General features: G+C 41.5%; 26 protein-coding genes. 15 read left to right on the top strand and 11 right to left on the bottom strand.

The features are described 5' to 3' along the window. The first annotated feature begins 64 nt into the window (after nt 1-64). The 3 genes from ribB to AAEY98_RS06045 all read left to right on the top strand — a co-directional run bounded on the left by ribB (nt 65) and on the right by AAEY98_RS06045 (nt 1,879). Nucleotides 65-721 (top strand): 3,4-dihydroxy-2-butanone-4-phosphate synthase, encoded by a 657-nt coding sequence (gene ribB / locus AAEY98_RS06055; protein WP_182744069.1) that lies wholly within the window; start codon nt 65-67, stop codon nt 719-721. 199 nt (nt 722-920) lie between these two features. Further along, on the top strand, nt 921-1,349 hold the full coding sequence (locus AAEY98_RS06050) for a GNAT family N-acetyltransferase (protein ID WP_101088558.1): 429 nt from the start codon (nt 921-923) through the stop codon (nt 1,347-1,349). Between the two features lie 143 nt (nt 1,350-1,492). Beyond that, nucleotides 1,493-1,879: a VOC family protein gene (locus tag AAEY98_RS06045; RefSeq protein WP_351015614.1), complete on the top strand. Its 387-nt coding sequence runs from the start codon at nt 1,493-1,495 to the stop codon at nt 1,877-1,879. A gap of 63 nt (nt 1,880-1,942) precedes the next feature. Here the strand turns inward: AAEY98_RS06045 and AAEY98_RS06040 are convergent, their stop codons facing one another. Genes AAEY98_RS06040 through AAEY98_RS06030 form a run of 3 tightly spaced genes read right to left on the bottom strand, consistent with a single transcriptional unit; the run spans nt 1,943 to nt 3,606 of the window. After that, complete coding sequence (locus AAEY98_RS06040; RefSeq protein ID WP_351015611.1) at nt 1,943-2,806, bottom strand: alpha/beta hydrolase; 864 nt, start codon at nt 2,804-2,806, stop codon at nt 1,943-1,945. Nucleotides 2,807-2,821: 15 nt separating this feature from the next. Further along, nucleotides 2,822-3,031: a helix-turn-helix domain-containing protein gene (locus AAEY98_RS06035; RefSeq protein ID WP_011639279.1), complete on the bottom strand. Its 210-nt coding sequence runs from the start codon at nt 3,029-3,031 to the stop codon at nt 2,822-2,824. Next, complete coding sequence (locus tag AAEY98_RS06030; protein WP_351015608.1) at nt 3,031-3,606, bottom strand: DUF2975 domain-containing protein; 576 nt, start codon at nt 3,604-3,606, stop codon at nt 3,031-3,033. The genes AAEY98_RS06035 and AAEY98_RS06030 overlap by 1 nt, the downstream gene beginning before the upstream one ends. A 338-nt stretch (nt 3,607-3,944) precedes the next feature. Between AAEY98_RS06030 and AAEY98_RS06025 the strand changes: the two genes are divergently transcribed. After that, nucleotides 3,945-4,301: a MerR family transcriptional regulator gene (locus tag AAEY98_RS06025; RefSeq protein WP_192116178.1), complete on the top strand. Its 357-nt coding sequence runs from the start codon at nt 3,945-3,947 to the stop codon at nt 4,299-4,301. A 58-nt stretch (nt 4,302-4,359) separates the two neighbouring features. After that, the gene (locus AAEY98_RS06020; RefSeq protein WP_351015604.1) at nt 4,360-4,737 is read left to right on the top strand and encodes a carboxymuconolactone decarboxylase family protein; all 378 of its coding nucleotides are present in this window, start codon (nt 4,360-4,362) and stop codon (nt 4,735-4,737) included. A gap of 278 nt (nt 4,738-5,015) precedes the next feature. On the opposite strand, the gene AAEY98_RS06015 is transcribed toward AAEY98_RS06020, so the two are convergent. Next, nucleotides 5,016-5,696 carry a PilZ domain-containing protein gene (locus tag AAEY98_RS06015; RefSeq protein WP_351015601.1) on the bottom strand — a complete coding sequence of 227 codons (681 nt, stop codon included), beginning with the start codon at nt 5,694-5,696 and terminating at the stop codon, nt 5,016-5,018. 197 nt (nt 5,697-5,893) lie between these two features. Further along, entirely contained in the window at nt 5,894-7,933 is a 2,040-nt protein-coding gene (gene prlC, locus AAEY98_RS06010; protein WP_162024123.1) for an oligopeptidase A, read from the bottom strand. A gap of 368 nt (nt 7,934-8,301) precedes the next feature. On the opposite strand from prlC, the gene AAEY98_RS06005 reads away from it, so the two are divergent. The 3 genes from AAEY98_RS06005 (at nt 8,302) to gorA (ending at nt 11,122) form a co-directional block, all read left to right on the top strand. Beyond that, nucleotides 8,302-9,066 carry a hypothetical protein gene (locus AAEY98_RS06005; RefSeq protein ID WP_254439839.1) on the top strand — a complete coding sequence of 255 codons (765 nt, stop codon included), beginning with the start codon at nt 8,302-8,304 and terminating at the stop codon, nt 9,064-9,066. 78 nt (nt 9,067-9,144) lie between these two features. Continuing rightward, nucleotides 9,145-9,690 (top strand): hypothetical protein, encoded by a 546-nt coding sequence (locus tag AAEY98_RS06000; protein WP_351009184.1) that lies wholly within the window; start codon nt 9,145-9,147, stop codon nt 9,688-9,690. 76 nt (nt 9,691-9,766) lie between these two features. Continuing rightward, complete coding sequence (gorA, locus tag AAEY98_RS05995; RefSeq protein WP_351015596.1) at nt 9,767-11,122, top strand: glutathione-disulfide reductase; 1,356 nt, start codon at nt 9,767-9,769, stop codon at nt 11,120-11,122. Between the two features lie 45 nt (nt 11,123-11,167). Here gorA and AAEY98_RS05990 read toward each other — a convergent pair whose 3' ends face one another. Beyond that, complete coding sequence (locus AAEY98_RS05990) at nt 11,168-11,800, bottom strand: TetR/AcrR family transcriptional regulator (RefSeq protein ID WP_101088566.1); 633 nt, start codon at nt 11,798-11,800, stop codon at nt 11,168-11,170. Nucleotides 11,801-11,921: 121 nt separating this feature from the next. Here AAEY98_RS05990 and AAEY98_RS05985 point away from each other — a divergent pair, with 121 nt between their 5' ends. Next, the gene (locus AAEY98_RS05985) at nt 11,922-12,788 is read left to right on the top strand and encodes a LysR family transcriptional regulator (protein ID WP_162024128.1); all 867 of its coding nucleotides are present in this window, start codon (nt 11,922-11,924) and stop codon (nt 12,786-12,788) included. A 76-nt stretch (nt 12,789-12,864) separates the two neighbouring features. On the opposite strand, the gene AAEY98_RS05980 is transcribed toward AAEY98_RS05985, so the two are convergent. The 5 genes from AAEY98_RS05980 to ardA all read right to left on the bottom strand — a co-directional run bounded on the left by AAEY98_RS05980 (nt 12,865) and on the right by ardA (nt 19,111). Next, nucleotides 12,865-14,166 (bottom strand): anaerobic C4-dicarboxylate transporter, encoded by a 1,302-nt coding sequence (locus tag AAEY98_RS05980; RefSeq protein ID WP_101088568.1) that lies wholly within the window; start codon nt 14,164-14,166, stop codon nt 12,865-12,867. Nucleotides 14,167-14,457: 291 nt separating this feature from the next. Further along, on the bottom strand, nt 14,458-15,585 hold the full coding sequence (locus AAEY98_RS05975) for a hypothetical protein (RefSeq protein ID WP_351015592.1): 1,128 nt from the start codon (nt 15,583-15,585) through the stop codon (nt 14,458-14,460). 40 nt (nt 15,586-15,625) lie between these two features. Further along, nucleotides 15,626-16,870, bottom strand: a complete 1,245-nt coding sequence (gene dddY / locus AAEY98_RS05970) for a dimethylsulfoniopropionate lyase DddY (protein ID WP_351015589.1) — start codon at nt 16,868-16,870, stop codon at nt 15,626-15,628. 338 nt (nt 16,871-17,208) lie between these two features. Beyond that, on the bottom strand, nt 17,209-17,562 hold the full coding sequence (gene ardB / locus AAEY98_RS05965) for an acrylate reductase cytochrome subunit ArdB (protein WP_124016726.1): 354 nt from the start codon (nt 17,560-17,562) through the stop codon (nt 17,209-17,211). Between the two features lie 28 nt (nt 17,563-17,590). Then, the gene (gene ardA / locus AAEY98_RS05960) at nt 17,591-19,111 is read right to left on the bottom strand and encodes an acrylate reductase flavoprotein subunit ArdA (protein WP_101088569.1); all 1,521 of its coding nucleotides are present in this window, start codon (nt 19,109-19,111) and stop codon (nt 17,591-17,593) included. Between the two features lie 331 nt (nt 19,112-19,442). Here ardA and AAEY98_RS05955 point away from each other — a divergent pair, with 331 nt between their 5' ends. From AAEY98_RS05955 to AAEY98_RS05930, 6 genes are all read left to right on the top strand, one after another. Further along, nucleotides 19,443-20,300, top strand: coding sequence for a hypothetical protein (locus tag AAEY98_RS05955; protein ID WP_351015586.1), 858 nt, complete (start codon nt 19,443-19,445; stop codon nt 20,298-20,300). Next, nucleotides 20,297-20,929, top strand: a complete 633-nt coding sequence (locus tag AAEY98_RS05950; protein ID WP_182744920.1) for a type 1 glutamine amidotransferase — start codon at nt 20,297-20,299, stop codon at nt 20,927-20,929. The genes AAEY98_RS05955 and AAEY98_RS05950 overlap by 4 nt, the downstream gene beginning before the upstream one ends. A 275-nt stretch (nt 20,930-21,204) precedes the next feature. Then, nucleotides 21,205-22,014: a COG4705 family protein gene (locus AAEY98_RS05945; RefSeq protein ID WP_351015583.1), complete on the top strand. Its 810-nt coding sequence runs from the start codon at nt 21,205-21,207 to the stop codon at nt 22,012-22,014. 25 nt (nt 22,015-22,039) lie between these two features. Next, complete coding sequence (locus tag AAEY98_RS05940) at nt 22,040-22,798, top strand: COG4705 family protein (RefSeq protein WP_182744918.1); 759 nt, start codon at nt 22,040-22,042, stop codon at nt 22,796-22,798. Between the two features lie 43 nt (nt 22,799-22,841). Continuing rightward, nucleotides 22,842-23,519 carry a response regulator transcription factor gene (locus AAEY98_RS05935; protein ID WP_351015579.1) on the top strand — a complete coding sequence of 226 codons (678 nt, stop codon included), beginning with the start codon at nt 22,842-22,844 and terminating at the stop codon, nt 23,517-23,519. Continuing rightward, complete coding sequence (locus AAEY98_RS05930; protein ID WP_351015576.1) at nt 23,483-24,823, top strand: sensor histidine kinase; 1,341 nt, start codon at nt 23,483-23,485, stop codon at nt 24,821-24,823. The genes AAEY98_RS05935 and AAEY98_RS05930 overlap by 37 nt, the downstream gene beginning before the upstream one ends. The last annotated feature ends 6 nt before the right edge of the window (nt 24,824-24,829 follow it).

The following is a 24,829-nucleotide window of genomic DNA, read 5'->3' as shown; positions in this document are numbered from 1 at the left end:
AATTTGTTTTGGATTTATATCCCTCTTTACAAGCCCTGATTCTGGTCATTTTAGGAGTACAACCATGAATCAGTTATCACTACTTGCCGAATTTGGCGATCCAATCACCCGAGTAGAACTCGCACTAGCCGCGCTAAGAGAAGGCCGAGGCGTATTATTGCTAGACGATGAAGATCGTGAAAATGAAGGCGACATTATTTATTCTGTCGAGCATTTAACCACAGCCCAAATGGCATTAATGATCCGCGAATGCAGCGGCATTGTGTGTTTATGCTTAACTGACGAACACGCCAACAAGTTACAATTGCCGCCAATGGTTATTAATAACAACAGCGCCAATCAAACTGCGTTTACCATCTCCATTGAAGCAAAGCATGGTGTTACCACTGGCGTTTCCGCTCAAGATCGCGTGACCACCATTAAAACTGCCGCAAACCGCGATGCCAAAGCATCTGACTTGGCTCATCCTGGACACGTATTCCCATTACGTGCTCGCGCTGGCGGAGTGATGTCTCGTCGCGGTCATACCGAAGGCACTGTCGACTTAATGCAAATGGCAGGCTTAATGCCAGCTGGCGTATTATGCGAACTGGCCAACGAAGATGGCAGCATGGCCAAAACACCAGAAATTATCGCCTTTGGCCTTAAGCACAACATGCCTGTACTCACCATCGAAGACATGGTGATGTACCGTAACCAGTATGATTTAAAGCTGGCGTAATTAATAAAGTCATTAATAGGCTGTCACAAGAGTGACGCACTATCAGATAAAAATAAGAGGCGCATTATTAAATGGCGCCTCTTTTTTTACATCTAATAAGTTATAAAAAAATATCTTAAATATAGAATAAGTTCTATTTGGCTTATAGTAATGTCATATTACAAGTCAAACGTCATAACCGATGCGCAACGAGGTATAAATGAGATGTGAATTTATTCCCGCCACCGAAAAAGACAAAACCTACCTACTCGATTTACGTAAATTAACCATGGTTGAGCATTTAGAAAAGTCTGGGCAGTTCTTGTCTGATGCGCAACATGAATATAGATTAAACGATGCTTATGAATGCTCTTATCTGGTCATGTACGCCAACGAGTTAATCGGGACGTTAAAATATCGAGTCAGTGAAGCTACAGTCGAAATCATGCAGATCCAAATCCATCCATTGTTTCAAAGGCAAGGATTTGGTCAAAAAATATTACAACAAATTATCACAGACTCGAAGCCAAAATTGATTGAGTTAACTGTATTAAAACAGAACCCTGCGTTGCAACTATACAAAAGGTTAGGGTTTGAAATTACCGGTGAAGATCAGCACGAATATTTTATGCAAATTAGCAGCTCATAGACTCATTCCAACCCACATAAAAAATTGGTTGTAACACTTTAAAAAAAGCATATTTGTAACGTTAACATATTACTCAGCAACCAATATTAGGACGCTAGCCCTATAGCAGAACATGGTTTTAAACATGATATATGGAGGTTCACATGAAACGCGTCACAGGTATCGGCGGCATATTTTTTAAAGCAAAAGATGCACCTGCATTGCAGGCTTGGTATAAGCGTCATCTCGGCATTGATGTTCAAGAATGGGGCGGCGCGGCTTTTTCTTGGAGCGACTCAAATAACAAGCCCGTAGGTGGAACCACTATCTGGGCGGTGAGTTCAGAGAAAAGCGACCAATTTTCCCCAAGCCAAGCCCCATTTATGATCAACTATCGCGTTGAAGACCTTCACGCTGTCGTCGCAGCCCTCAAAGCAGAAGGCTGTAATGTCCTCGATAAAATAGATGAATCTGAATACGGCAAGTTTGCGTGGGTCATCGATCCTGAAGGTAATAAAGTCGAGTTATGGCAGCCGCCTTTAGGTCAATAGCAACTATTGTGGCTTAATAAATCTGTTCACATCCATGTGAAATTAACTTGGAGACAAACTAAATCACAATGCAGTAATAAACGTTTGATACTGACTCATGGTACTGGCATCGTCTAACATGCCTTGATGGCCAACGTTGGGCACCATAATTAACTGCTTATTGGCTGACTGACTAGCTACAAACAGTTTTTCAGACAGTTCAGGCGGGACTTCTTCATCATCTTCTGCCGCAATCACCAATAATGGCCCTTGATAATATTGCGCTACCACTTGCTTATTATCTGTTTTACGAAAATCTTCTGACATTTCCAAAGTCATAAAAGGTGCCATATACCACGGTGTTTTTTCATCAACCCAGTCGTCGGCATTAGTTGCTGAACCGTGTAAAACCAGCGCATCTATTTTATTATTTTTTGCTAAATCAGCGGCAATAAAACTGCCTAGTGAGTAACCGTGCAATATCACTTTTTCAGGCTGATATTGCTGATGTAAATAATCCAGTTGTTGCTGTGCATCTGCAATAATATTGTTAATGCTTGGTTGACCCTCACTTGCCCCTAATCCACGACGATCCATTACTAAAATATCGGTATTGAGCGTTGATAATGTGGTCAGTACCGACAGGCCATGTGGTTCGATTTTCATGCCGTTGCCTTGATAAAAGACCAAGGTTGTAAGGCTATTGGGGTTATCGATATAAAAACCATTTAACTTAACGTGATCAATTGACTCTAAGCTGACTGGGGTAATCAAATGATTAGGCATCGCCTGCTGTAATTGTTGAGTAAACTCAGCGGTAAAGGCTGTGGGGACTTCATCGCTGGCAATAAAGGTGCTTTCACTTAGGCGCATAGTACACCCTGAAGTAACCAGCATTGTGGTGCCTAACATTGCTACTGTGGTTATTTTTTTAAGCAAATTTTGCATATTATTGTCCTTAATTTATTCATCGTCCTTGTGGACTAAAATGTCACCTGGCGAGCATTGTAAATGCTGGCAAATAGCGTCTAGTGTCGAAAATCGAATCGCTTTTGCGCGGCCACTTCTAAGCACCGACAAATTTTGAGGGGTTATACCTATCAATTCAGCTAGTTCAGTGGACTTCATTTTTCGCCTTGCCAACATCACATCCAGCTCAATAATTATGGCCATTAAATTGTCAACTCCGCCTCTTCTTGAAGCTCAGTTGCATGCTTCATTACCCATGCCACACAGTAAAAAATCATTCCGAAAAGTGCATACTTTAATTCTTGACTGCCAAGGCTAAAATAAACAGGTACCGCACTAGATGTACCACTAAAGTGCAATGTAAATGCGATGATCATCGGGTAGAAAAGGCTGAGTAAAATCCAGACTAAAAATACTAAGGCAATACGGCTCAAGCAGCGGAAGTTACGTGGAGTAAACACATGACCTTGCTGATACAGGCCAAAAAGTTGGTAGAGAAAATAGTAAATAAACAGGTAAGGTAGAATTTCAACACTGCCCAGAATGATCCCAGGATGAAATCCCGCATCATAAAGGCTTTGAGCGAGTGCTTGCCAAGGTGTACCAAAGTCGACGGCTAGATAGCTGCTAAACCAACCCCACCAATCAATGGTTAACACATATTCACCCACTTGGAATTCTCCGAACACCATAGTGCCGCTATAACTAGTGACTTGTAATAAAGCTAAAAATACAATCAGCAATTTAATCCATTTACTTAACGAGACAATTCTATCCATGATCATTCTAAGCTGGTTAATGTTAAACTGAAGTTAACACACAAACCTTTTATCAGCAATAAATTATCGATAAACGATACTTTAAATGTATTAAAGCTAATGTACCTATTAGTCAGAATGCCAAATCACCCGTTTGAATCACAATAAATGACTATCGAAATAAATGATTAAAGTGCCTATGCTATTAACTCGAGATAGATGACATAAGTTTGTTGATAATGCTCAACAACTTTTACTTGATAGCTTTGTTTTACATCTATAACACATGAGGGTATCGTTAATAACTGATTGTATTATAAAGGTTTAACAGAAAAAACCATTAACTCAGGAGTAAAGTGATGAATATGAAAGCATTTTCGACGTTAGCCGGATTATCTTCATATACGCTGCGTTATTATGAAAAAGTCGGTTTACTCAACAACATTCAACGAAATAGCAGTGGCCATCGAGTCTACACAGCCAAAGACTTAGAATGGATTAATTTTGTCAAACGCCTTAAAGACACGGGGATGGCTTTAACCAAAATTCAGCAATATGCCCAATTGCGATCATTAGGGCCAGGTACTGTGTTAGACCGCCAACAACTACTTGAGTGTCACAAAGACCAGTTACAGGCTCACATTGAACTTCAGCAAAATCATTTACTGGCGTTAGAAAACAAAATTAGTTTGTATGAAGCCAATAAAGTCCGTTGACTTAGAGTTAACTCTAACTTGTAAGGTATGGCTTCTACTTATCGATAGGAGTACATCAATGCCAAACTCAAGATTCACTTTAGGTCTGGAACAGTTGTCAAAAATTGACGGCGAAGCAGGTCATAATGTTATCGAAAGCCTGCAAGATATCTGCCCTGACTTAGCCCGATTTACCATTGAATATCCGTTTGGCGATATCTATACCCGACCCGCCTTAGATGTAAAGTCGCGAGAAATAGCCACTCTTGCGGCACTAACCGCTTTAGGCAATTGTAGGCCTCAGCTCAAAGTCCATCTAAATGCCGCTTTGAATGTTGGTTGCAGCGAAGAAGAAGTAAAAGAAGTGCTGTTACAAATGTCTATTTATGCCGGTTTTCCAGCAGCGTTAAATGGCATGTTCGCGTTTAAAGAAGTCCTTCAAGAACGAAAGGCATAACAAATGACCGATAGTATTTAATACCGCCAATTAATAACTGTAAGAATTAAATAAGTGTAGATTTTCAACATGATTATTACAATTATTTTTCATATTTATCGATTAACACAAAACTAAATCAATAAATGTAAAATTCAAATTAATAAATTACTGGTATACAACCTATAGATGTTTTAGTTAGACACTTAAGGTCGATTTTTAAACAGCATTGGCTATGTTATGGAATGATCAACTCTTACAAAAAACCTATTAACGAATTATTTCTTTGGTATTTTCCGTTATAACTCAATGAAAAGCTGATTCAATAGATCCTTAATTTGCAAATCATTTTCTTCAAATTGAATACCCACATTGACTTTCCCACTTTCAAAACGGCTATTACACACCTTTGCCGGAATGGTTATTTCTTTATCACTAGGAGAACGTATGATAATGAAGATATCTTTTTGATTCACTTTGATTTTTGGGTTATCCGTTTTAAATACAAACCCACAGCCTTTGGCTGATATGTCCGAAATCATACCCTTTAATTGAGCGGCTTTTTTAACATCTTGATTTTCTTTTGCAACAATTGATGCAGGTAAATGAGTAATGAAACGTTGATGAGTTCTAAGCTGGCGATTTTCAATTTTATCTGGGTAGCGTAAAAAGATAAATTTTTCAGGGATCTTTGTGATATTCCTAATTGTCGATTTAAACGCATAACACTCGCCTTGCTGACCTTCTAATAGGTATCGAACGACGACAACATTACCATCAACAAATACATCGCCATAGTTACTCATATTATGCGGCGCTGGATGTTTTAAGATAATATATTGACCGAGATCATACCCAACTAACATCGCTTTTATGCGAAGCTTAACGGGGTGGTCGATCTGTAAATCAACAATTTTCCCGGGTGTTAGTTCGAAAAAGATAGGGCTTGGGATGGCTGACAATGTTAAGAATCCATTCAAGTGTAATTATAAGTTTTCAACCATAAATGTATGGCGTTAATATCACTAAGGCAATAGATATATATCTTTTAAAAGTAAAAAGTGTCACCAACTTTAATTAATGTACGTTTATCGAACGTTTATGGTTAAATAATATGCAGCTGATATAAAAAGAGGAGACACTTATTCAGCGCCTCCTCTTCCTTTAATGAATCCTATTAAACAGCAATACCACAGTGACGCAATAAAGCATCTGTATTGGGTTCACGGCCCATGAAGCGTTTAAACAGCTCCATTGGCTCTTCACTTCCCCCCATTTCAAGAATGTTATTTAAGAAGCTTTTACCTGTTTCAGCATTAAAAATACCTTCGGCTTCAAAACGCGAGAACGCATCTGCCGATAATACTTCGGCCCATTTATAGCTGTAATAACCTGCGGCATAACCACCCGCAAAAATGTGCGCAAAACCGTGTTGAAAACGGTTAAAGCTTGGCGGGGTTAATACCGCAATTTGGCTGCGAACTTGGTCTAAAATGCCTTGAATATCGACGCCTTTAGCGGGGTCAAACTCGTGGTGCATTCTAAAATCGAACAGTGAAAACTCAAGTTGGCGCACCATCATCATGCCCGACTGGAAGTTTTTGGCCGCTAGCATTTTATCTAACAATACTTTGGGTAATGGTTCGCCCGTTTCATAGTGACCAGATATTTCCGCTAACGCTTCTTCTTGCCAGCACCAGTTTTCCATAAACTGACTTGGTAGCTCTACCGCATCCCAAGGTACACCATTGATACCCGACACTCCGCCCACATCCACTTTGGTTAACATGTGGTGAATGCCGTGGCCAAACTCATGGAACATGGTGGTGACTTCGTCATGGGTAAACAATGCCGGTTTGCCATCGACAGGACCATTAAAGTTACAGGTTAAATACGCTACCGGCTTTTGCAAACCAGTAGAGGTAACCCGGCGACCACGACAATCGTCCATCCATGCGCCGCCACGTTTACCGCTACGAGCATACAAATCTAGGTAGAAGCTGCCACGGTGTACTTTATCGGCGTCATGAATATGGAAGAAACGAACATCCTTATGCCAAGTGTCTACGCCTTTTTGTTCGCTAATGGTTAAACCAAATAAGCGATTAACGGTATAGAACAAGCCTGACAAGACTTTGTCTTCTGGGAAATACGGACGCAATATTTCTTGCGACACTTCGTACTTGTGTTGCTGCAGTTTTTCAGCGTAAAAACTCAAATCCCATGAGGCCATTTCGGTCACGTTGTAATGGTCTTTGGCAAAGGCACGCAGTTCGGCTAATTCAGTTGACGCTTGGTCTTTAGACCGTTCGCCTAACTCATTTAAAAAGCCCAATACTTGTGCTGGATTTTCTGCCATTTTGGTGGCTAACGATTTATCTGCGTAGCTGGCAAAACCGAGTAAATTGGCTAACTCATGACGCAATGCCACAATTTCATTCATGTTATTGGTGTTATCAAACTCACCGGCATTCGGGCCCTGGTCAGATGCGCGAGTGACAAATGCACGGTAACACTCTTCGCGTAACTCACGGTTTTCGCTATAGGTCATTACGGGTAAATAAGACGGAAAGTCTAAGGTGAATAACCAACCTTTTTGCTCTTTAGCGTCGGCCATAGCTTTAGCTGCGGCGATGGCTGACTCAGGTAAACCCGCTAAATCTGCTTCGTCGGTAATAAGCTTAGTCCACGCTTCGGTGGCATCTAACAGTTGATTAGAAAAGTTGCTGGTGAGTTCAGATAAGCGTTTAACCATTTCGCCATAGCGCGCTTTTTGACTGTCATCCAAACCGATACCCGACAATTCAAAATCACGTAAGCTCTGCTCTATCACCATTTTTTGCGCTTGAGTTAACAGGGCAAAGTCTGTCGATTCATGAATCGATTTATACGCCTCGTACAAACCTTGATGCTGGCCAACATAGGTGCCGTAATCTGACAACAACGGCAAACAAGCATCGTGAGCATCACGTAATTCATCACTACTGATCACCGAGTTCATGTGTGACACCGGCGACCACATTTTACTTAACTCATCGTCAACGTCTTCAAGAGGCTCAATGAGATTGTCCCAAGTGTATTGGCTATTTTTTGCTAATAGTACTTCAATAGTCTCACGACATTTGGCAATGGCTTGCTCAACTGCAGGCTGAATGTGTTCAGGTTTAATTTTTGAAAATTCTGGTAATTCTGCGCTACTTAGCAATGGATTGCTCATAAAGATTCCTCGAAATATGTCGCGTGAGTATTTAGCCTATATTGGGTTAAATGTTGCCGTTTTCAAGCGTAAAAACAATTTATCCTAATAAATATAACCTCGGTTTCGAGGCGATAATCTGACCTTCTTATCGCCAAATTTGACCATATTATCGTTGATTTAATGTATAACCAGCTCTACTACCTAGCTGGTTTATTCAATAAATAGAGTGACTCAGGTCCCAATTTAACTTTACACTTCATTTACACAATCAATATTGACAGGCAGATCCCAAACGAGACTGATTATCATTTATTTTCACGTTAAAAGGACTACCATTCGCTTTATTAAAAGCACTGTTCCATTTTTCTATTATGAGTTCAATAAACATGACCTTTGATTTTTGCCTATCAAACCGTAACCATTGTAGCCGCGCCTTTTATCGCACAATGGCTATTATGATGTGTTTACTGACAACCTCGTCAGCATTCGCCACGGCAGAATACCAGCCGACTGCAGGGGTTGATGTTGCTTGGGAAAATAATTATGTCACTCAAGGTCGTGACAATTTAGATCATGGCGGTATTGCATGGGCAGTGGCCAATATTGAACAAAACGACCTCGCTGTTTATGCCATTGTAGGTCGAGCAGACCAGGTGAACTATGTGGAATGGAACCTAGGGTTAGAATATACCTTACATCTCACTAATAATATTGATGCCACAGTAGGCTATCAGCGCTTAGAATTTTATGGCGATGAGCGCTGTTCTGATAATGAGTTTTTCGGCGCGTTAACGGTTAATGGATTAACGTGGTTTGTACCCGCGGTTAACTACACTTATGCAACCGAAGCTGGCGGCTATTTCATTGAACTGAGCATACATAGTCCATGGGAAATCACTCAACACTTCACTTTGACACCTTACATTGTTCAGGGGTTTGATTTTCAATACAGCAGTGAAGAACACAACGGTGCTAACCATTTCCAATTTGGACTAGAAGCCGAACAGAAACTTAATGATTCAATGGCATTGTCTGCGCACATTAGCCACAGCATCGCTCAAGGAGACATTAAGCAACAAGCCAGTGCCGACGATATTCAAGGCAGCTTAGATCAAACCTATGCAGGGGTGCATTTCAAACTGAGTTTTTAAGCTTTGCTAGCATTTTAGCAATCCAAGACTAGACTAAAGGGGCTACTGGATGCCACCTTTACTCAAGCAAGGAAGCTTATGTTAACTCGACTTATCAATATGCTATTTGTATTATTTACTGTTTGGATGATGCTACTCAGTACCTCATTACTTGCCAGCGAGCTCACCAAACTAATTATCAAAGAGCCCGATAAACGCCCCCCATTAACCAATGACAATGCCAACTCACTCCCGTCGCAATATGCGACCGATCATCAAGGTAATGTGATTATTATCCCCACCGAGCAACGCTCAGCGTTAGAATATCGAGCCGACGATATTTACCTTAAACCAAGCCACAAAAAACCAACAACCAAACAAAACAACACGCGCTCATCAATCTCAAAGCACTCCACCATAACCAACACGGCTATAGCCAGTAAAACAATCGCCAATGATCCAAGTTGTCGCTGGCTCAATAACCGCATAAAACATCTTCAGAAAAAACAACGTCAGACCCAAAACAGTCAATTTAGTCATTATCAAGATGAAATTGATATTAGGGAAAGCGAGTGGACCTGTCTTAAGTGCGCAACCAGCGGCCCTAATAACGTTGACCGTGGTGAATGCCAACATAAACGTTAACAATGCATTGGTTTAACGACTAGATTGCAAACACAATCCCCCCTACAATGGATACATTAAACTAGTGGAGATCATCATGGCTCAACATTTTGACTATATCGCGCTTGGCGCAGGCAGTGGCGGCATCGCCTCAGCAAACCGTGCAGCAATGCGTGGCGCAAAAGTATTAATTATTGAAGCAAAACACGTTGGCGGCACTTGCGTTAACGTCGGCTGTGTCCCTAAGAAAGTCATGTGGTATGGCGCTCATGTCGCTGAAGCGCTGAACCTCTACGCTAAAGACTATGGTTTTGATGTTACCGTCAATAAATTCGATTGGAGTACACTAGTCGACAATCGTGAAGCCTACATTAGTCGCATTCATGATGCTTATAGCCGTGGATTTGCGAGCAATAAGGTCACCTTATTAAATGGCTATGGTCGCTTTATTAATAACAACACCATTGAAGTTGATGGCGAGCACTACACTGCCGACCATATTGTGGTTGCCACTGGCGGAGCACCAACAATTCCTAACATTCCTGGTGCACAATACGGTATCGACTCAGACGGTTTCTTCGCATTACGTGAACAACCTAAGCGTGTCGCAGTTGTGGGTGCCGGTTATATAGCTGTTGAAGTGGCGGGTGTATTACATGCACTAGGTAGCGAAACTCATTTATTAGTACGTAAGCATGCACCACTACGTAACTTTGACCCAATTTTGACCGACGCATTAGTTGATGCTATGGCCGCCGATGGACCAACGCTTCATACTCACAGCGTACCTAAATCGGTCACCAAAAATGCTGATGGTAGTCTGACGTTACTATTAGAAAATGACCAAAGCTTAACGATTGACTGCCTAATTTGGGCTATTGGTCGTTCACCATCAACGGGCAATATCGGCTTAGAAAATACCGATGTGCAGTTAGATGCTAAAGGCTATGTCATTACTGATGAGCAGCAAAATACCACCGCGAAAGGTATTTATTGTGTTGGCGACATTATGGCGGGCGGTGTTGAATTAACTCCCGTCGCGATTAAAGCGGGTCGTTTATTGTCAGAACGTTTATTCGGCAACATACCTGATGCCAAAATGGATTACAGCTTAATTCCGACAGTGGTATTTAGCCATCCACCCATCGGCACCATGGGCTTAACTGAACCAGAAGCCGCTGAAAAGTATGGCCAAGACAATATTAAGGTTTACGCCTCAACGTTTACCTCTATGTACTCAGCTGTTACAGCACATCGCCAAGCCTGCAAAATGAAACTGGTTTGTGCGGGTGATAATGAAGTGGTTGTCGGTATTCACGGTATCGGTTTTGGCATGGATGAAATACTGCAAGGTTTTGGCGTGGCAATGAAAATGGGCGCAACCAAAGCAGACTTTGACTCAGTTGTTGCGATACATCCTACTGGCGCAGAAGAGTTTGTTACTATGCGTTAAGTTACTAATAGTTAATAAAAAGCCGTGTTATTAAACACGGTTTTTTTATGCCTTTTTGTCAGCCAACCACTGTACAAACACCTTAATATTAGGTGGACGCTTTTGTGAATGCCCCATAAGTTGCGTCATAGCAAAACTATGTTGATAGTACATTTCTGCATCGTTATAGTGCTTTTGCGCATCATCACTATTGATCATCGCACCGCGTAAATAGTCACACAATAACTCACTACGGTTAAAACCACTGACCTCACCAATTTCCGTTAAGGTTTGTGCATTCCACTGTTTATATTGCTCAAGCACGCGATCAAAGCGCTCACGATAGTAATCACTCGCTTGTGATAAAACGGCCTCGTTAGGAACCACTCGGGCAATGACAAATGCTTGCTCAGACAAAATACGATACAAACGTTGGCAATGATGAAAAATAAACCGTAAATAAGGGTCGCTATACTGCTGCGTGTCTTGTTCAGCTTGCATCAGCCAATTGCGGTAGTCCGCACAGGCAACGGCAATAATTAAGTCGGCCTCTGAGGTAAAGTGATTGTAGATGGTGCCTTTAGATATCTGGCTAGCTTGAACTAAATGCGAGCGGCATAAATCAAAGGTTTTATGCCCTTTTAAACAACGTTGTGATACTTCTATCAGATAGTTGCCACGTTGTTCCCAGCTGCTCATTTCGGGCCTCATCTTATTTGGGTTAATAAAGCGTTAACAGTTCACATTTACACTATAGCAAGCTTTGTGGATACCCTTTATTGAGTAATACTGATACCACTATGAACTTATTCAATAGCCCATGTTAAAAATAGAATTATTAGAAAGTTTTATTGCTGTTGCTGAATGTGGCAACTTGTCTAAAGCAGCCGATAAAATTTGCCGAACCCAATCAACACTTAGCCTACAAGTTAAAAAACTTGAAGAAAGTGTCGGCCAAACCTTGCTGATTAGAGACAACAAAGGCGTGACCTTGACCGAGTCTGGTGAAACGCTGCTTAACTACGCCTATAAAATGATGCAACTTAATTCACAAGCTATTGATGAGTTAAAAGATTGCCAAAACCGTGAAGTGATCCGCCTTGGTGTACCCACCGACTTTATAAAGTGCTACTTAAGCAGCTGTTTATTAGAATTTATCCGCGAATTTACTAACATAGAGCTTGTTATCGACACTGACGTAAGTGGTAACTTATACAAACGCTTACACCAAGGGGAATTTGACGTCATTGTCGCAACCCATTGGCAACTACCGACTAACGGCGAATTACTCTTTACTCGTCGCTTTAAGTGGGTTGCGGCGGTCGAAGGCAACGCTCATAAGCGCAAGACGATCCTGATGGGTTTATATCCAGAAAATTGCCCGATTAGAGCGCAAGTGTTTGCTAACCATCGACTCTCGATGCGGCCCATTAATGTATTGCTGTCGACCCCATCACCACAAGCCTTATGCATGGCTGTCGAGAACGACTTAGTGATTGCGCCAATAGCCGAATTTAGAATCACCGACCAAATGCAGGTGCTAGACCCGATTGAACATGGATTACCTATACTGCCCATGTTTAATGAATCGCTTTATCTCAACCCAGATACGCAAACCTACGCTACGTTACAGCTGATTAATTTGATTAAAGCCAATGTCGAGCACAAGGGCTATCAACTCGACTAGCCAGTTCTCACATCAACCAGCTCTGCCTGCTCTACTATCTACATATCTACATATCTACTCTCGTTTCCACTATGCCTTACAGCATTAGGCTGCCAAACAAAAAGGCCAATAACACACTCGACGTAATTGTCACCACGCCAGGAATCAAAAATGGGTGGTTAAAAACCGCCTTGCCAATCCGCGTTGAGCCAGTGTCATCCATCTCTACGGCAGCCAACAGCGTTGGGTAAGTAGGTAATACAAATAACGCGCTAACCGCTGCAAATGAGGCTATTGCCGTTAATGGACTCACTCCAATCGCCAATGCAGCAGGCATTAACGCTTTAGTGGTTGCCCCTTGTGAATACAACAACATTGAGGCAAAAAATAACGCTACCGATAACAGCCAAGGCTGACTTTGAAGTAAGGTTCCTGCAACGTTTTTAATTTCGTCAATATGATTAGACACAAAAGTGTCACCCAACCAGGCTACACCCAGCACACAAATACACGCCGACATGCCAGACTTAAATGTTGATGCGTTAGAAATTTTACTGGCATCTAAACGGCAAAACCACGTTATTGCTGCTGCGGCAGAGAGCATAAACAACATAATAGCCACATCGCGCGACAGCACTGGATGTGTAATTAAGCCCACTTTGTCAGATATCGCAGTGGCATAAGACATCACCGCCACTATCGCAATCAAGAATATGGCCACCGATCGCTTAGCACCCGGTAATAACGTGACTTGAGTTTCACCACGGGTTTTCACCAATCCGCTGGCTAAACGCTGTTGATAGATAGGATCTTGTGCTAACGGTTTGCCGAGTATCGACGCAACTGCTGCACCCATTAAACAAGCAATAAACGTCGATGGAATACACACAGCCAACAACACTAAATAATCCACCCCAAACGGCTCTAAAATACCCGAGAAAAATACCACGGCAGCAGAAATAGGCGATGCAGTAATCGCCACTTGTGATGCCACTACGGCAATAGATAACGGCCGAGATGGTCGTATGCCTTGCTCTTTAGCCACTTCGGCAATCACAGGCAGCGTCGAAAATGCTGTATGACCAGTTCCGGCAAATAAGGTCATAGTGTAAGTCACTATTGGTGCTAAAAAAGTAATGTGTTTCGGGTGCTTACGCAGTAATTTTTCAGCAATAGATACCAAATAGTCCATGCCACCCGCTTCTTGCATCGCAGCTATGGCGGTAATAACCGACATAATAATCAGCATTACATCGATGGGGATAGCACCTGGCGTTAACCCTAATCCAACGGTAAGAATTAATACCCCTACACCTCCAGCAAAACCTATCCCTATGCTGCCCATTCTTGCGCCGAGGTAAATCGCCCCAAGCACAATAATTATTTCTAATATCATCATAGTGTTAACTCTATTTAAAACCTAAATGTCTTGAATGAAATAGCAGGGATTACTGCTTTAGAGATCGTGATAGTACTCTGTTGGGATTTTACGAATGTAGACGTGGATCAATTAACTGCATTGCAAGCCAAAAGAGGTGTTTTGTCTGCAGGTTTATTGGCCAGTTAACTGAAAAAGCTGTGATGGAGCAGAGATGTTAACGGGGATGAAAATAGAAAAATGCCAATCCAAGGATTGGCATTTAAGAGGAGATAAAAGTGAAACGTGACTATCTAACGAATAAACTAGCGATTAAAAATAGTAACCAAAGTTGATATTGATGCGGTGGTCCCAGCTATCACCCATTTCAGGTAAGCCAACATGACCATTATCACGCGTAGAGGCATACATATTTTTACCCATAATAAAATCAATCATGGTGTATGTTGGTCCTGAAGATAACGCAACACCAGTAACATTTTGATAGCTGTTGTCATAGTCTTCATTGTCAACATCGGGGGTTACCACGCCAAAGTCATTATAGATTTTTGCACTGCCCCAGCTGGTAGTGATCGTTTTAGCAATGTTTATGCTATAAGCTTGCGCTTTAGCTGCAATTTCGTACTGCCAATCGTAAGCCGATACCGCAAGCTTGTTATCGTCTAACGCATCAGCAGCATTGTACTCATATTGCATTGCCTGTAACTGCAGCGCCCAACCTTTATAACTACTGTCGAGATGTAACGCGACGGCATATCGGTCACCATTATTGCCAGTATTACTATTATAAATCTGCCCTACCTCGACCGAAGCACCCACCACGGTTTTACCGCCTTCATACTCCATCGCATAGGTTTGGCGTAAATTTAATTGGTTAGTTTCTTCATTGTAATAGTCAGTGCCGTTGACTTGGCCAGAATATAAGTCTGTTGAATATCGTTCATTACGACTGGCACCATATTCAGCGCCTTTATAAAACGCAAACTCAGTTCCCCAACCATTATTTGAATAAACCGTTTTAATACCTGCATCATAATCATCTTCAAAACCTAAATAATACGGTACGCCAAACCAAAAACTATTTGAAATAAAACCCGGGTTACCAAATGGTACTTGATTTATACCAAATTGAATTTGCAATTGTTCTGAGTAATCATAAAAGGCATAACCATAACGTAGTGCTTCCCATCCATCATAAAAACGATATTCAGAAGATAAACCCCAATTATCTAATTTACCGTTGAATTTAACGGATGCCATCTCAAAGGTTAAATCACCTGATTTATCTTTAGAACTATCACTATATTGCTTATATGAATAATTAGCTCTTAAGGTACCGGATACGTTAATTCCATCTTCAACATCTTGTGCTGTAGAGTAAAAAGAAACCATGCATAGCGATACTAAAGTAGATAATAAAGATAACTTTAATAATTTCATTTTATTGTATTTCCCAATTCGATAATTAATAACTTGGCCGTTACCATTTTATTTTTGTTAAGTCACATTGAATAACTTCATCTTTATGAGCAGGTGTACCGGGGTTTTTAGCTGACTCACAAAGCAATGTGGTGCCATAGTCATTACGCTTGTCGTTGGCATTACTTCTTGCCCAAACAGACACGATAGCGCGCTCTTCTGGCTTAGCTTCGCAGCTGCCATCGACTTCAAAGGCATGGATAGTATTTTGATGAAAATACATTAGCGGATCGATATCAGCACTGCTCGACAGCCACATAGTCTGCCCATTGTGTTGACCTGCATCAAACTGAACTTGTCTAACGTTGTCGTCGTCTTTAACGGTGTTAATTAACGGTGAATCTTCACGCACGGCAAAGCTCTTAAACTCATTCGCACACGCAGGCACGCGCATGTTGTAATAAATTTCAGATATTGCATGGTTATGATAGGGATATAAGGTATCGACTGATTGCACTGTCATACCGACTTCTGCACCAACCTTTTCTCCGTTAATTTCGTCTATGCGTAATAGTCCCCAGTGACCAAAAATTTCGGCATAGGCATAACCACCACGAATGTTGTTGAAGTTTTTATCATTGCGTTTACTTTCTTCAGCATACATTGGGTACCAACCTGCTGCAGCCCATAAATTAGGTAATGCATTGGCACTAATATCTGTTGGGAAAGCTGAGGGCATTTTCACTTCATCGCCCGTCACCATTTTAGTAAAGTTTTTAGTAAACTCTTTGCCGAGTTTACGCACGTCTTTATTAGTGACTTTTGTGTCAAAAAAGGAATCGAATGTTGCACGTTTAAGCCATTTAGCTACGGGGGATTTTTCAGCTAATTGGCCACCAGGGCTGTAAATCCAATCGACGTCTTGGCGCGCACCAAAACACTTTTTCGCTTTATCTGGATTATTAATAACTTGATAAATGTTTTTCACTAATAGCTTCATGTCTCTGCGATCCATGATGCACATATTCTTACCACCTTCGGTAGAATCGTACATTGCTTGGTCTGAATTTAAACATGGACCATTTTCACTATTGGTTAATGCTACCGCGTAAGATTGTAAATATTGCAGTGTTTCATTCCATAAAATATCGACATATTTTTGATCATTTTTATCGTACTGAGATTCCTCTCCTAAACAAGTGAACTCAGCATTATCGACATCGTTCTTATCTAAAAAACTAGGTATTTCACTCGCCATAGCAGAACTAGATAACAACATCATAACGAACAAGGTATTATATTTCATATCATCCATCTTTCTTTATTATTTAAGACGGATGAATGTTACCCTTGGAATTAATTCCAAAAAATTACATCCAACATACTTACAACAAATATAAACAACAAAAATACAATTAACATCTAAAAAGTGATTGTAAAAGTCTTAGGCGTTCAACCTTAAATTCCTAATAATTAAAAGCCTAATAATTAAAAACCTAATAACTTAATATCTAATAAGTTAAAATCTAAATTAAAAATAAATAATAAATAATGAATAATGAATAATGAAAAAGATAATCACCTATAATATAAAAGCCGCATATTAATATGCGGCTTTTAAAACTAATATCAATTTAAATTAGTTTACCCTTTATGCTTATCAAACTTAAACGTATGACAGTTACTGCATAATGGTTTTTTAGGTGTATGTTCGCCATGACACTCTTGGCAAGGTACATCTTTACCATAGTGAAGGTTATTGTGTGGGTTCTGCCACTTGTCTTCTTCACTTCTGGCGGTTTTCTTTGCTAAGTCATCAACATCATGACACTGCAAACAGGACTGATCAGATGGAAACTGCTTGATGCCATTATCATGACAAGTTTTACAGTCTTTACCGATAACCTCTTTATGGTAGTCACGGATCTCTGCTGACTGTACTGATAAGCTGGTTAATCCAAGTAGTACCAGCCCAAGTATAATATTAAAGTTTTTCATTAATGATTCCTCTTGTTCACTGGTCTGGTTAAACGTTCATAAGACTTCTAGCAGCAGTCATGCCCATCACCATACATTCTGGGATAGAGCAACTACCTAAACGGCTAACGCCATGAATACCACCACACACTTCACCCGCGGCATAAAGACCAGTAATAGACTTACCAGTAAAGCTATCTGTTACTTCGGCTTTGGTATTAACTTTTACACCACCTTGGCAGTAATGCACTTTTGGCCACAAACGAACGACAGTAAATGGCGCTTCGATCATTTTGTTTTTAGCCAACGTCATATCTTTGCCAAACTGCTTATCTTCGCCAGATTTTACATAGCCATTGTATTCAGCGATTTGTGCTTTTAACCCAGCTAGAGGGACACCAAAGTGTGTTGCCAACTCTTCAAGGCTTTCAAACTTCCAACCGACATTGTACTTAATCACTTTTTCGGTATTTGGATGTGCTTTAGAGTCTTTAAAGCTTGAAATCAACAGTGGTGGTACAGGATTGCCTTTTTCATCACGGTTACTTAATTCAGCATCAGCACGTGTTTTACGATCGGCAATTTCATTCATGAAACGCTTACCGGTTGTGCGGCTAACAGCAATTGAATGAGGTAAGTTGAAAATTGAATAGTTAGACACATAACCAAAGCCACCTTCATCAGGTGAAGCCCAAGGGCCTGATTGAATGTGAGCCAAATGCACAGGAATAGCTCCTAAACGGAACATTTCGAACATACCCTCGCCTGTTGCACCTGGTGCGTTGGTACAACCAACGTCTGCAGTTAAGGTTGGATCTTGCGCCATACGTAAATCAACGTTTTGCGCAAAGCCACCGGTAGCCATAATCACACCACGTTTGGCGCGAATATTGAGGACTTTACCAGGCTGGTCTTCGCCAAAGTGATAATTTTGACGCATTTTAACACCAACAACTTCGCCTTTATTACCAACGAGGAATCCTTCAAATTTTGAACGATTGTGGGTGTTTACACCAATACGTTTACACTCTTTGTACAATGGTTGGGTGATACCAGCACCACAACTTACTGAGGTTTGGTAAGTACGTGCAACCGAGTGACCACCTAGTTGTTGTAAGTAAGGATGGTATTCAGAACCTGCATCTAAGGTCATTTGTAACGCTTCAACCGCATGAGATGCGACATGACGCAATAACCCTTCATCGGCAATGCCACGGCCAGACAATAATTGGTCATTAACCATTCGGTCTACCGAGTCTTCAACACCTTCTTTCTTTTGCATCGGCGTGCCTGGTGCGGCAAAAAGCCCACCGTTAATCGCCGAGTTACCACCAAAATAGGACATTTTTTCAAATATATGAACGTCTTTTGCACCATGTTTGGTGGCTTCGATTGCGGCAGCTAACCCCGCAAAACCAGAACCAATAATGACGATTTCAACTTCTTTGTCCCATTTAACACCATCTGCCTTTTCAGACACTGCCATTGCTGGTGCTACCATCGCTGCACCAGCAGCAATACCTAGACCTGCAATAAACTTACGGCGCCCTAATAGATCTATATTGCTCATAGGTTATCACCCCTTTTTATATTATTGACGCTTCATCATAGCGATGGAATCAATTCCAAAACGGGAACTATTGTTAATGTTTGGTGCAAATAACAGCGAATGTCGACTAATCAATTGTAGGTAGGACTTTCAATAAAATTACTGCATAGGTTTGCTTTTGGAACTGAATCCATATTGTGAGTTACCCTGCATAACAACTGGTTAATTATATATTTAATCGATATGATTAACCCATTGAGGACGACCTCAGCCTGACATTCACCACTTTTCATCGACAGGTATTCACATCGGGGACGGCCCCATCTGCCATCTACACAGAAGAGCCGCTAATATGCTATTAAATCGCTATATCACCACACTGTTTTCGCCATTATCCATACGCCGCTTTTACAAGTATTTCAGTCGGGGTTTATTGGCCATTTTGATGCTACTGCCACTGACTACCAACGCGACACAAGTTGATACCTCATCGAATAGCCCTGTAACGCCACAAGTTCGAGTTGGACTTCACGGCATGCTATTGTTTGGCAGTGAATATGGTTTATTTGCCTCGCATTTACCGATGTTTCACCTCCCACATAATGCCCAAGTCGTGTTGCAACTAACCTTTGATGATCCTCAGATCAACACAGCGGTAATCAACGGCTTAACGTTATCGGCAGCTAGCGGATATCCAATTTGGACCATAGTGCCGCAACAATTTGACCTATCGATGCTATCTCCCGCTCATCCAAGTCATATTGAACATTTAAACGTTGATATTGTTAAAGGCCATTTTGAACGCGGCGGTGAAATGCAATGGAAGAACCAAGGGCTAACCGTGACTAGGGTGTTAGTATTCAATGAATTAGATACTCAGTTCGAGCAACAAAAAACCAGCAACAATACTTACCTTAAGGTTAATAATACCCCTGACGATAAGGTACAGTTTCTCGTTAAACGCCTGACGACTCGACCCGATGCCGATCATATTGTACGCCTCGATAATGTTGGCAATAGCTTACCCGCAGAAATAGTTATTCCTATTGATACGGCAAACTTATTTAACAATGAAGCCCAACTTCGTGCTGCATTACCAGACACAACACCTAAAAACACTTCTCTAGTGGCCCCAAACACAAAGCCAAACATCACTCGTCCAATAACTACGGTTTCAAGAGTGTATATAGAGTTGGATGAACTGAAATGATCCACAAAACTATTGCAGTATTTCAGCATCACCCTGCCGAAGGCGTCGGTAGAATGGCACTGTGGGCTAAACAACACAGTATCGAACTTGAGTGTTTTTATGCACCAGAATCTTTGCCCGAAAATCTCGATGCTTACCGAGGATTAATTATTTTAGGTGGGCCGATGAATGTGGTGGATAACCCTGTTTGGATGCAAACCGAGTCAAGATTAATTAAACAGGCATTAACTCAACAAGTCCCTTTATTGGCCATTTGTTTGGGCGCGCAGTTATTGGCAATTGAACTTGGTGGCCAAGTCATTGATATGCCTAATCCTGAACTGGGTTGGCATGAGGTAACCTTTGCTGATGGTACGATAATGGCTGTGCCGCAGTGGCATTATCAAGCCATCAACTTACCTGACAGTATTGTGTCGCTGGCTCGTTCAGCACAGTGTAATGTGCAAATGTATCACCACCAACAGGCTATTGGTTTGCAGTTTCATCCTGAATGGAATTCCGCGCAAATAGGGCAACTCGTCAGTCATTTTGGTGATGAGTGCCCTGTAACTAACACACCGCACACTCACGCTATGCAAGATACTCTCGAACCGTTCTTTTTTAAGCTACTTACTGAGCACTTTTGTTGAAAATTAGGTGTAATCTATAGCGCAATATATGGCGCCCAGAACTGCATAAAAATTATCAATGCGCCGTAATGGTTCACAAAAGTATTTGATGAAAGTACCTCCGTAAGTGCTTAACGAAATGGTTTACCTATATGTCTTAGTCTAATAACCAAGCCAAATGCTATCGCTAAAAAATAACCGAAAAAAGTCGCTCTATACTTAGCCCTATGTTTGGGCTAAGTATTGCTCGGCACTATATGACTACAGCATGTTTCACTACTGGATCAGGAGTCCACATGAAACCAATAGTCATCACACCAGTAACCAGCAATACCCTAAATAGCAGCAATGCACCGCAACACAGTTGGCTCAACAAAGTACCTGAAATCACGTTGATTTTTTGGGTCATCAAAATGATGTCGACCACCGTTGGTGAAACCGCAGCAGATTATCTTAGCTTCCATCTTCACGTAGGCATGATTAATACCAGCATCATCATGGGAGTATTTTTACTTTTCGCCTTATGGGTGCAGCTTAAACAAAGCCAATATCGCCCAGGTGCATATTGGAGTGTTGTGGTGCTTATCAGTATTTTTGGCACCTTAGTCACCGACATTCTTACAGACAAACTCGATGTGCCTCTACCGGTATCGACAGCGGTGTTTAGCGCATTATTAGCGGCAACATTTACATACTGGTTCAGTAAAGAACGCACCTTATCCATCCACTCCATTGTCACTCTTAAACGTGAGCTATTTTATTGGTTGGCCATTCTATTTACCTTCGCACTTGGTACTGCTGTGGGCGATTGGGTATCGGAAGATATGAATGTAGGTTATGGCATGTCGGCAATCGTATTTGGTGGGTTAATTACGCTGATAAGCCTAGTCTTTTATCGCTTCAAGACGAATGCCGTATTGTGCTTTTGGCTGGCTTATATATTAACTCGTCCACTCGGTGCATCTATCGGCGACTTACTGTCACAACCCATTCGTAAAGGCGGCCTAGGGTTTGGTACCACCAGCACCAGCATTGTGTTTTTAGTGATTATTATTGCACTTGTGGCATACCTAACCGTTCGCGCCAAACAGCAAAAAAGCCAATAATCTATCAACAAAAGTGAGCATCTATATGGACACACTACAAAAGCAAGCGCTGACTAAAGTGCCACAAGTCACCTTAATATTTTGGTTGGTAAAAATACTGGCCACCACCTTAGGCGAAACGGCAGGAGATGCTTTATCGATGTCGCTTAACCTCGGCTACTTAGTTAGCTCAGTTATTTTTATCGGTTTATTCGCGATAGCGGTAGCAATACAAATTCGCAGTAAACAGTATTCTTCGAGTATTTATTGGGCCACTATTATTGCTACAACGACGGCTGGCACAACCATGGCTGACTTTGCCGACCGCTCACTAGGCATAGGTTATACCGGCGGCACATTGCTACTAGTGAGCTTGTTGTGTATGTCATTTTCAATTTGGTACGTCAGTGCAGGTAGCCTGTCGAATCAGTCGATAAACAATACCAAAACCGAATGTTTTTATTGGGTGACGATTTTACTGTCACAAACCTTAGGTACAGCGCTAGGCGACTGGACAGTAGACAGTGCAGGCCTTGGTTATGATGTCAGTGCGTTAATCTTTGGTAGCCTGTTATTAGTGTTATTAGCTGCCTATCTTTGGAGCTCAATATCTCGCACTCTGTTGTTTTGGCTAAGCTTTATTTTAACCAGACCTTTAGGTGCCGTGGTGGGTGACTTTTTAGATAAACCCATTAGTCATGGTGGATTAGAATTTAGTCGCTTTAGTGCGTCGGCCGCATTACTCTTTGGTATGGTGTTGTGTTTAATGTTATTTAAGCAGCAAGCCGCGACAACACATCATTAATCAAGACTTTTCACTTTGTGTCATTGTGTCCGATTGAGGTGCTATGCGTATTTTATTAGTAGAAGACGATAAAATGATTGGCGATGCCATGCAAAGCACCTTAAAAGATGTCGCCTATGCGGTTGATTGGATATGCGATGGTGAAGCGGCACTGCACAGTTTACGTTGCCAGCAATACGATGTGGTGTTGCTCGACCTTGGCTTACCTAAACTGGATGGTTTACAAGTAATGCAATATATTCGAGCTCAGCATCCCGCACTGGCGGTGATCATTATTACCGCCAGAGACAACCTAGAAGACCGAGTCAAAGGGCTCGATTTAGGTGCCGATGATTATCTCGTTAAGCCCTTCGATATAACCGAACTACTGGCACGCATTCGTGCAGTAACAAGGCGCAATGCCAACCAACATACATCAGAATTAACCAATAATATTGTTTGGCTAAATCCAGCCACACATGAAGCCAAAACCCTCACTCAAGATAATATTTTACTGTCTAACCGCGAGTTCGCCCTACTGCAAACATTGCTTATTCGACCCGGTTCGATTCATTCAAAAAGTGATTTAGAAGAACGAATTTATGGCTGGGGTGAAGAGGTAGAAAGTAATGCTGTAGAGTTTTTAATTCATTGTTTGCGTAAAAAATTGGGTACAGAAACCATTAAAAATGTCAGAGGTGTAGGATGGATGGTGTCAAAAAACGCCCCAGTAATTCGTTAAAAACACGCTTATCTTATTGGATTTCAGCAGCCATTTTGTCTGTTGCGATAATAGCAGCCAGCTTTACCTTTAGCAGTGCCTTTGAAGAAGCCCATGAGCTCCAAGATGATGTATTGCAACAAATGGCCGTGCTGTTTGACCATTACTCGCTTACGCTAAACGACGGAACACTCACCCCGTTAAGCCAAGATCAGTTGGAGTTTCAGGTTTCAGTGCAGTTATTGGGTAGTAACTCAGCAAGCAATGCCTTAGCCCAAAATACCCTAGCCTTGCCGAACAATTTAACCGATGGATTTCATACGGTTAATTTAGCCACCCAATCTTGGCGAGTGTTTGTACGCACCTTGTCATCCACTCAACGTATCGCCATCGCCCAAGATACTGCTATTCGTGACGATATTGCGTTTGAAACCGCGCTGCACACTCTGATGCCATTGTTAGTATTAATTCCAATTTTACTGTTATTACTGGGGTATATTTTAGGCAAAATTCTTGGCCCGATTAGTATTTTAGCCCACGAAGTTGACCGTCAAACTGAGCACGACCTACAGCTAATTCCCACCACTCAATTACCGAGTGAAATAGTGCCCTTTGTTGAGGCAATTAATCGTTTACTCAGCAAAAATAGCCAGGTTATTGCTAGCCAAAAGCGCTTTATTGTCGATGCCGCTCATGAATTAAGATCGCCCATAACTGCGCTGTCGTTACAGGCACAACGTCTTCAGCAAACAGAGTTAACGGACGATGCGCGCCAGAAGCTTAATGCACTACAAGCCGGAATAGGTCGCAGTATTCATCTACTAGAACAACTATTGTCGATGGCGCGTCAACAAGACAACAGCGTCCAACAACCTCAAAAAATATCGTTAAAAATGGTGTTCGTTGAGGTGATTGAAGATCTATACCCACTGGCAGAAGCGAAAGAGATTGATTTGGGCTTTAGCCAAGATAACGACGCCGAACTCAATGCCAATCCCATTCGTTTAAAAACCTTAATTCACAACCTTATCGACAATGCGATTCGCTATACCCCAAATGGCGGTAAAATTGATTTAAGCATTACTAAAACAGAGCAATACATTGAGATGACCATCAAAGACACAGGTCCTGGTATCGCCACAGATGAAGCTCAAAAAGTGTTTGAACCCTTTTATCGAGTCTTGGGCAGTAACGAATATGGCTCAGGGTTGGGATTAGCGATTGTGGCGAGTATTGTGCAGCAAATGGATGCAAAAATTAGCTTAGCGCCAACCGATGCCGTCAATAACTGCGGGCTTTGCATTACAGTGCAGTTTGCTCTTTAACAGGAT

Origin of the sequence: Shewanella sp. AC91-MNA-CIBAN-0169 (genome assembly GCF_040310165.1) — a bacterium.
Classification (GTDB): Bacteria; Pseudomonadota; Gammaproteobacteria; order Enterobacterales; family Shewanellaceae; genus Shewanella.
This window is presented reverse-complemented; position numbering and strand designations above follow the sequence as displayed.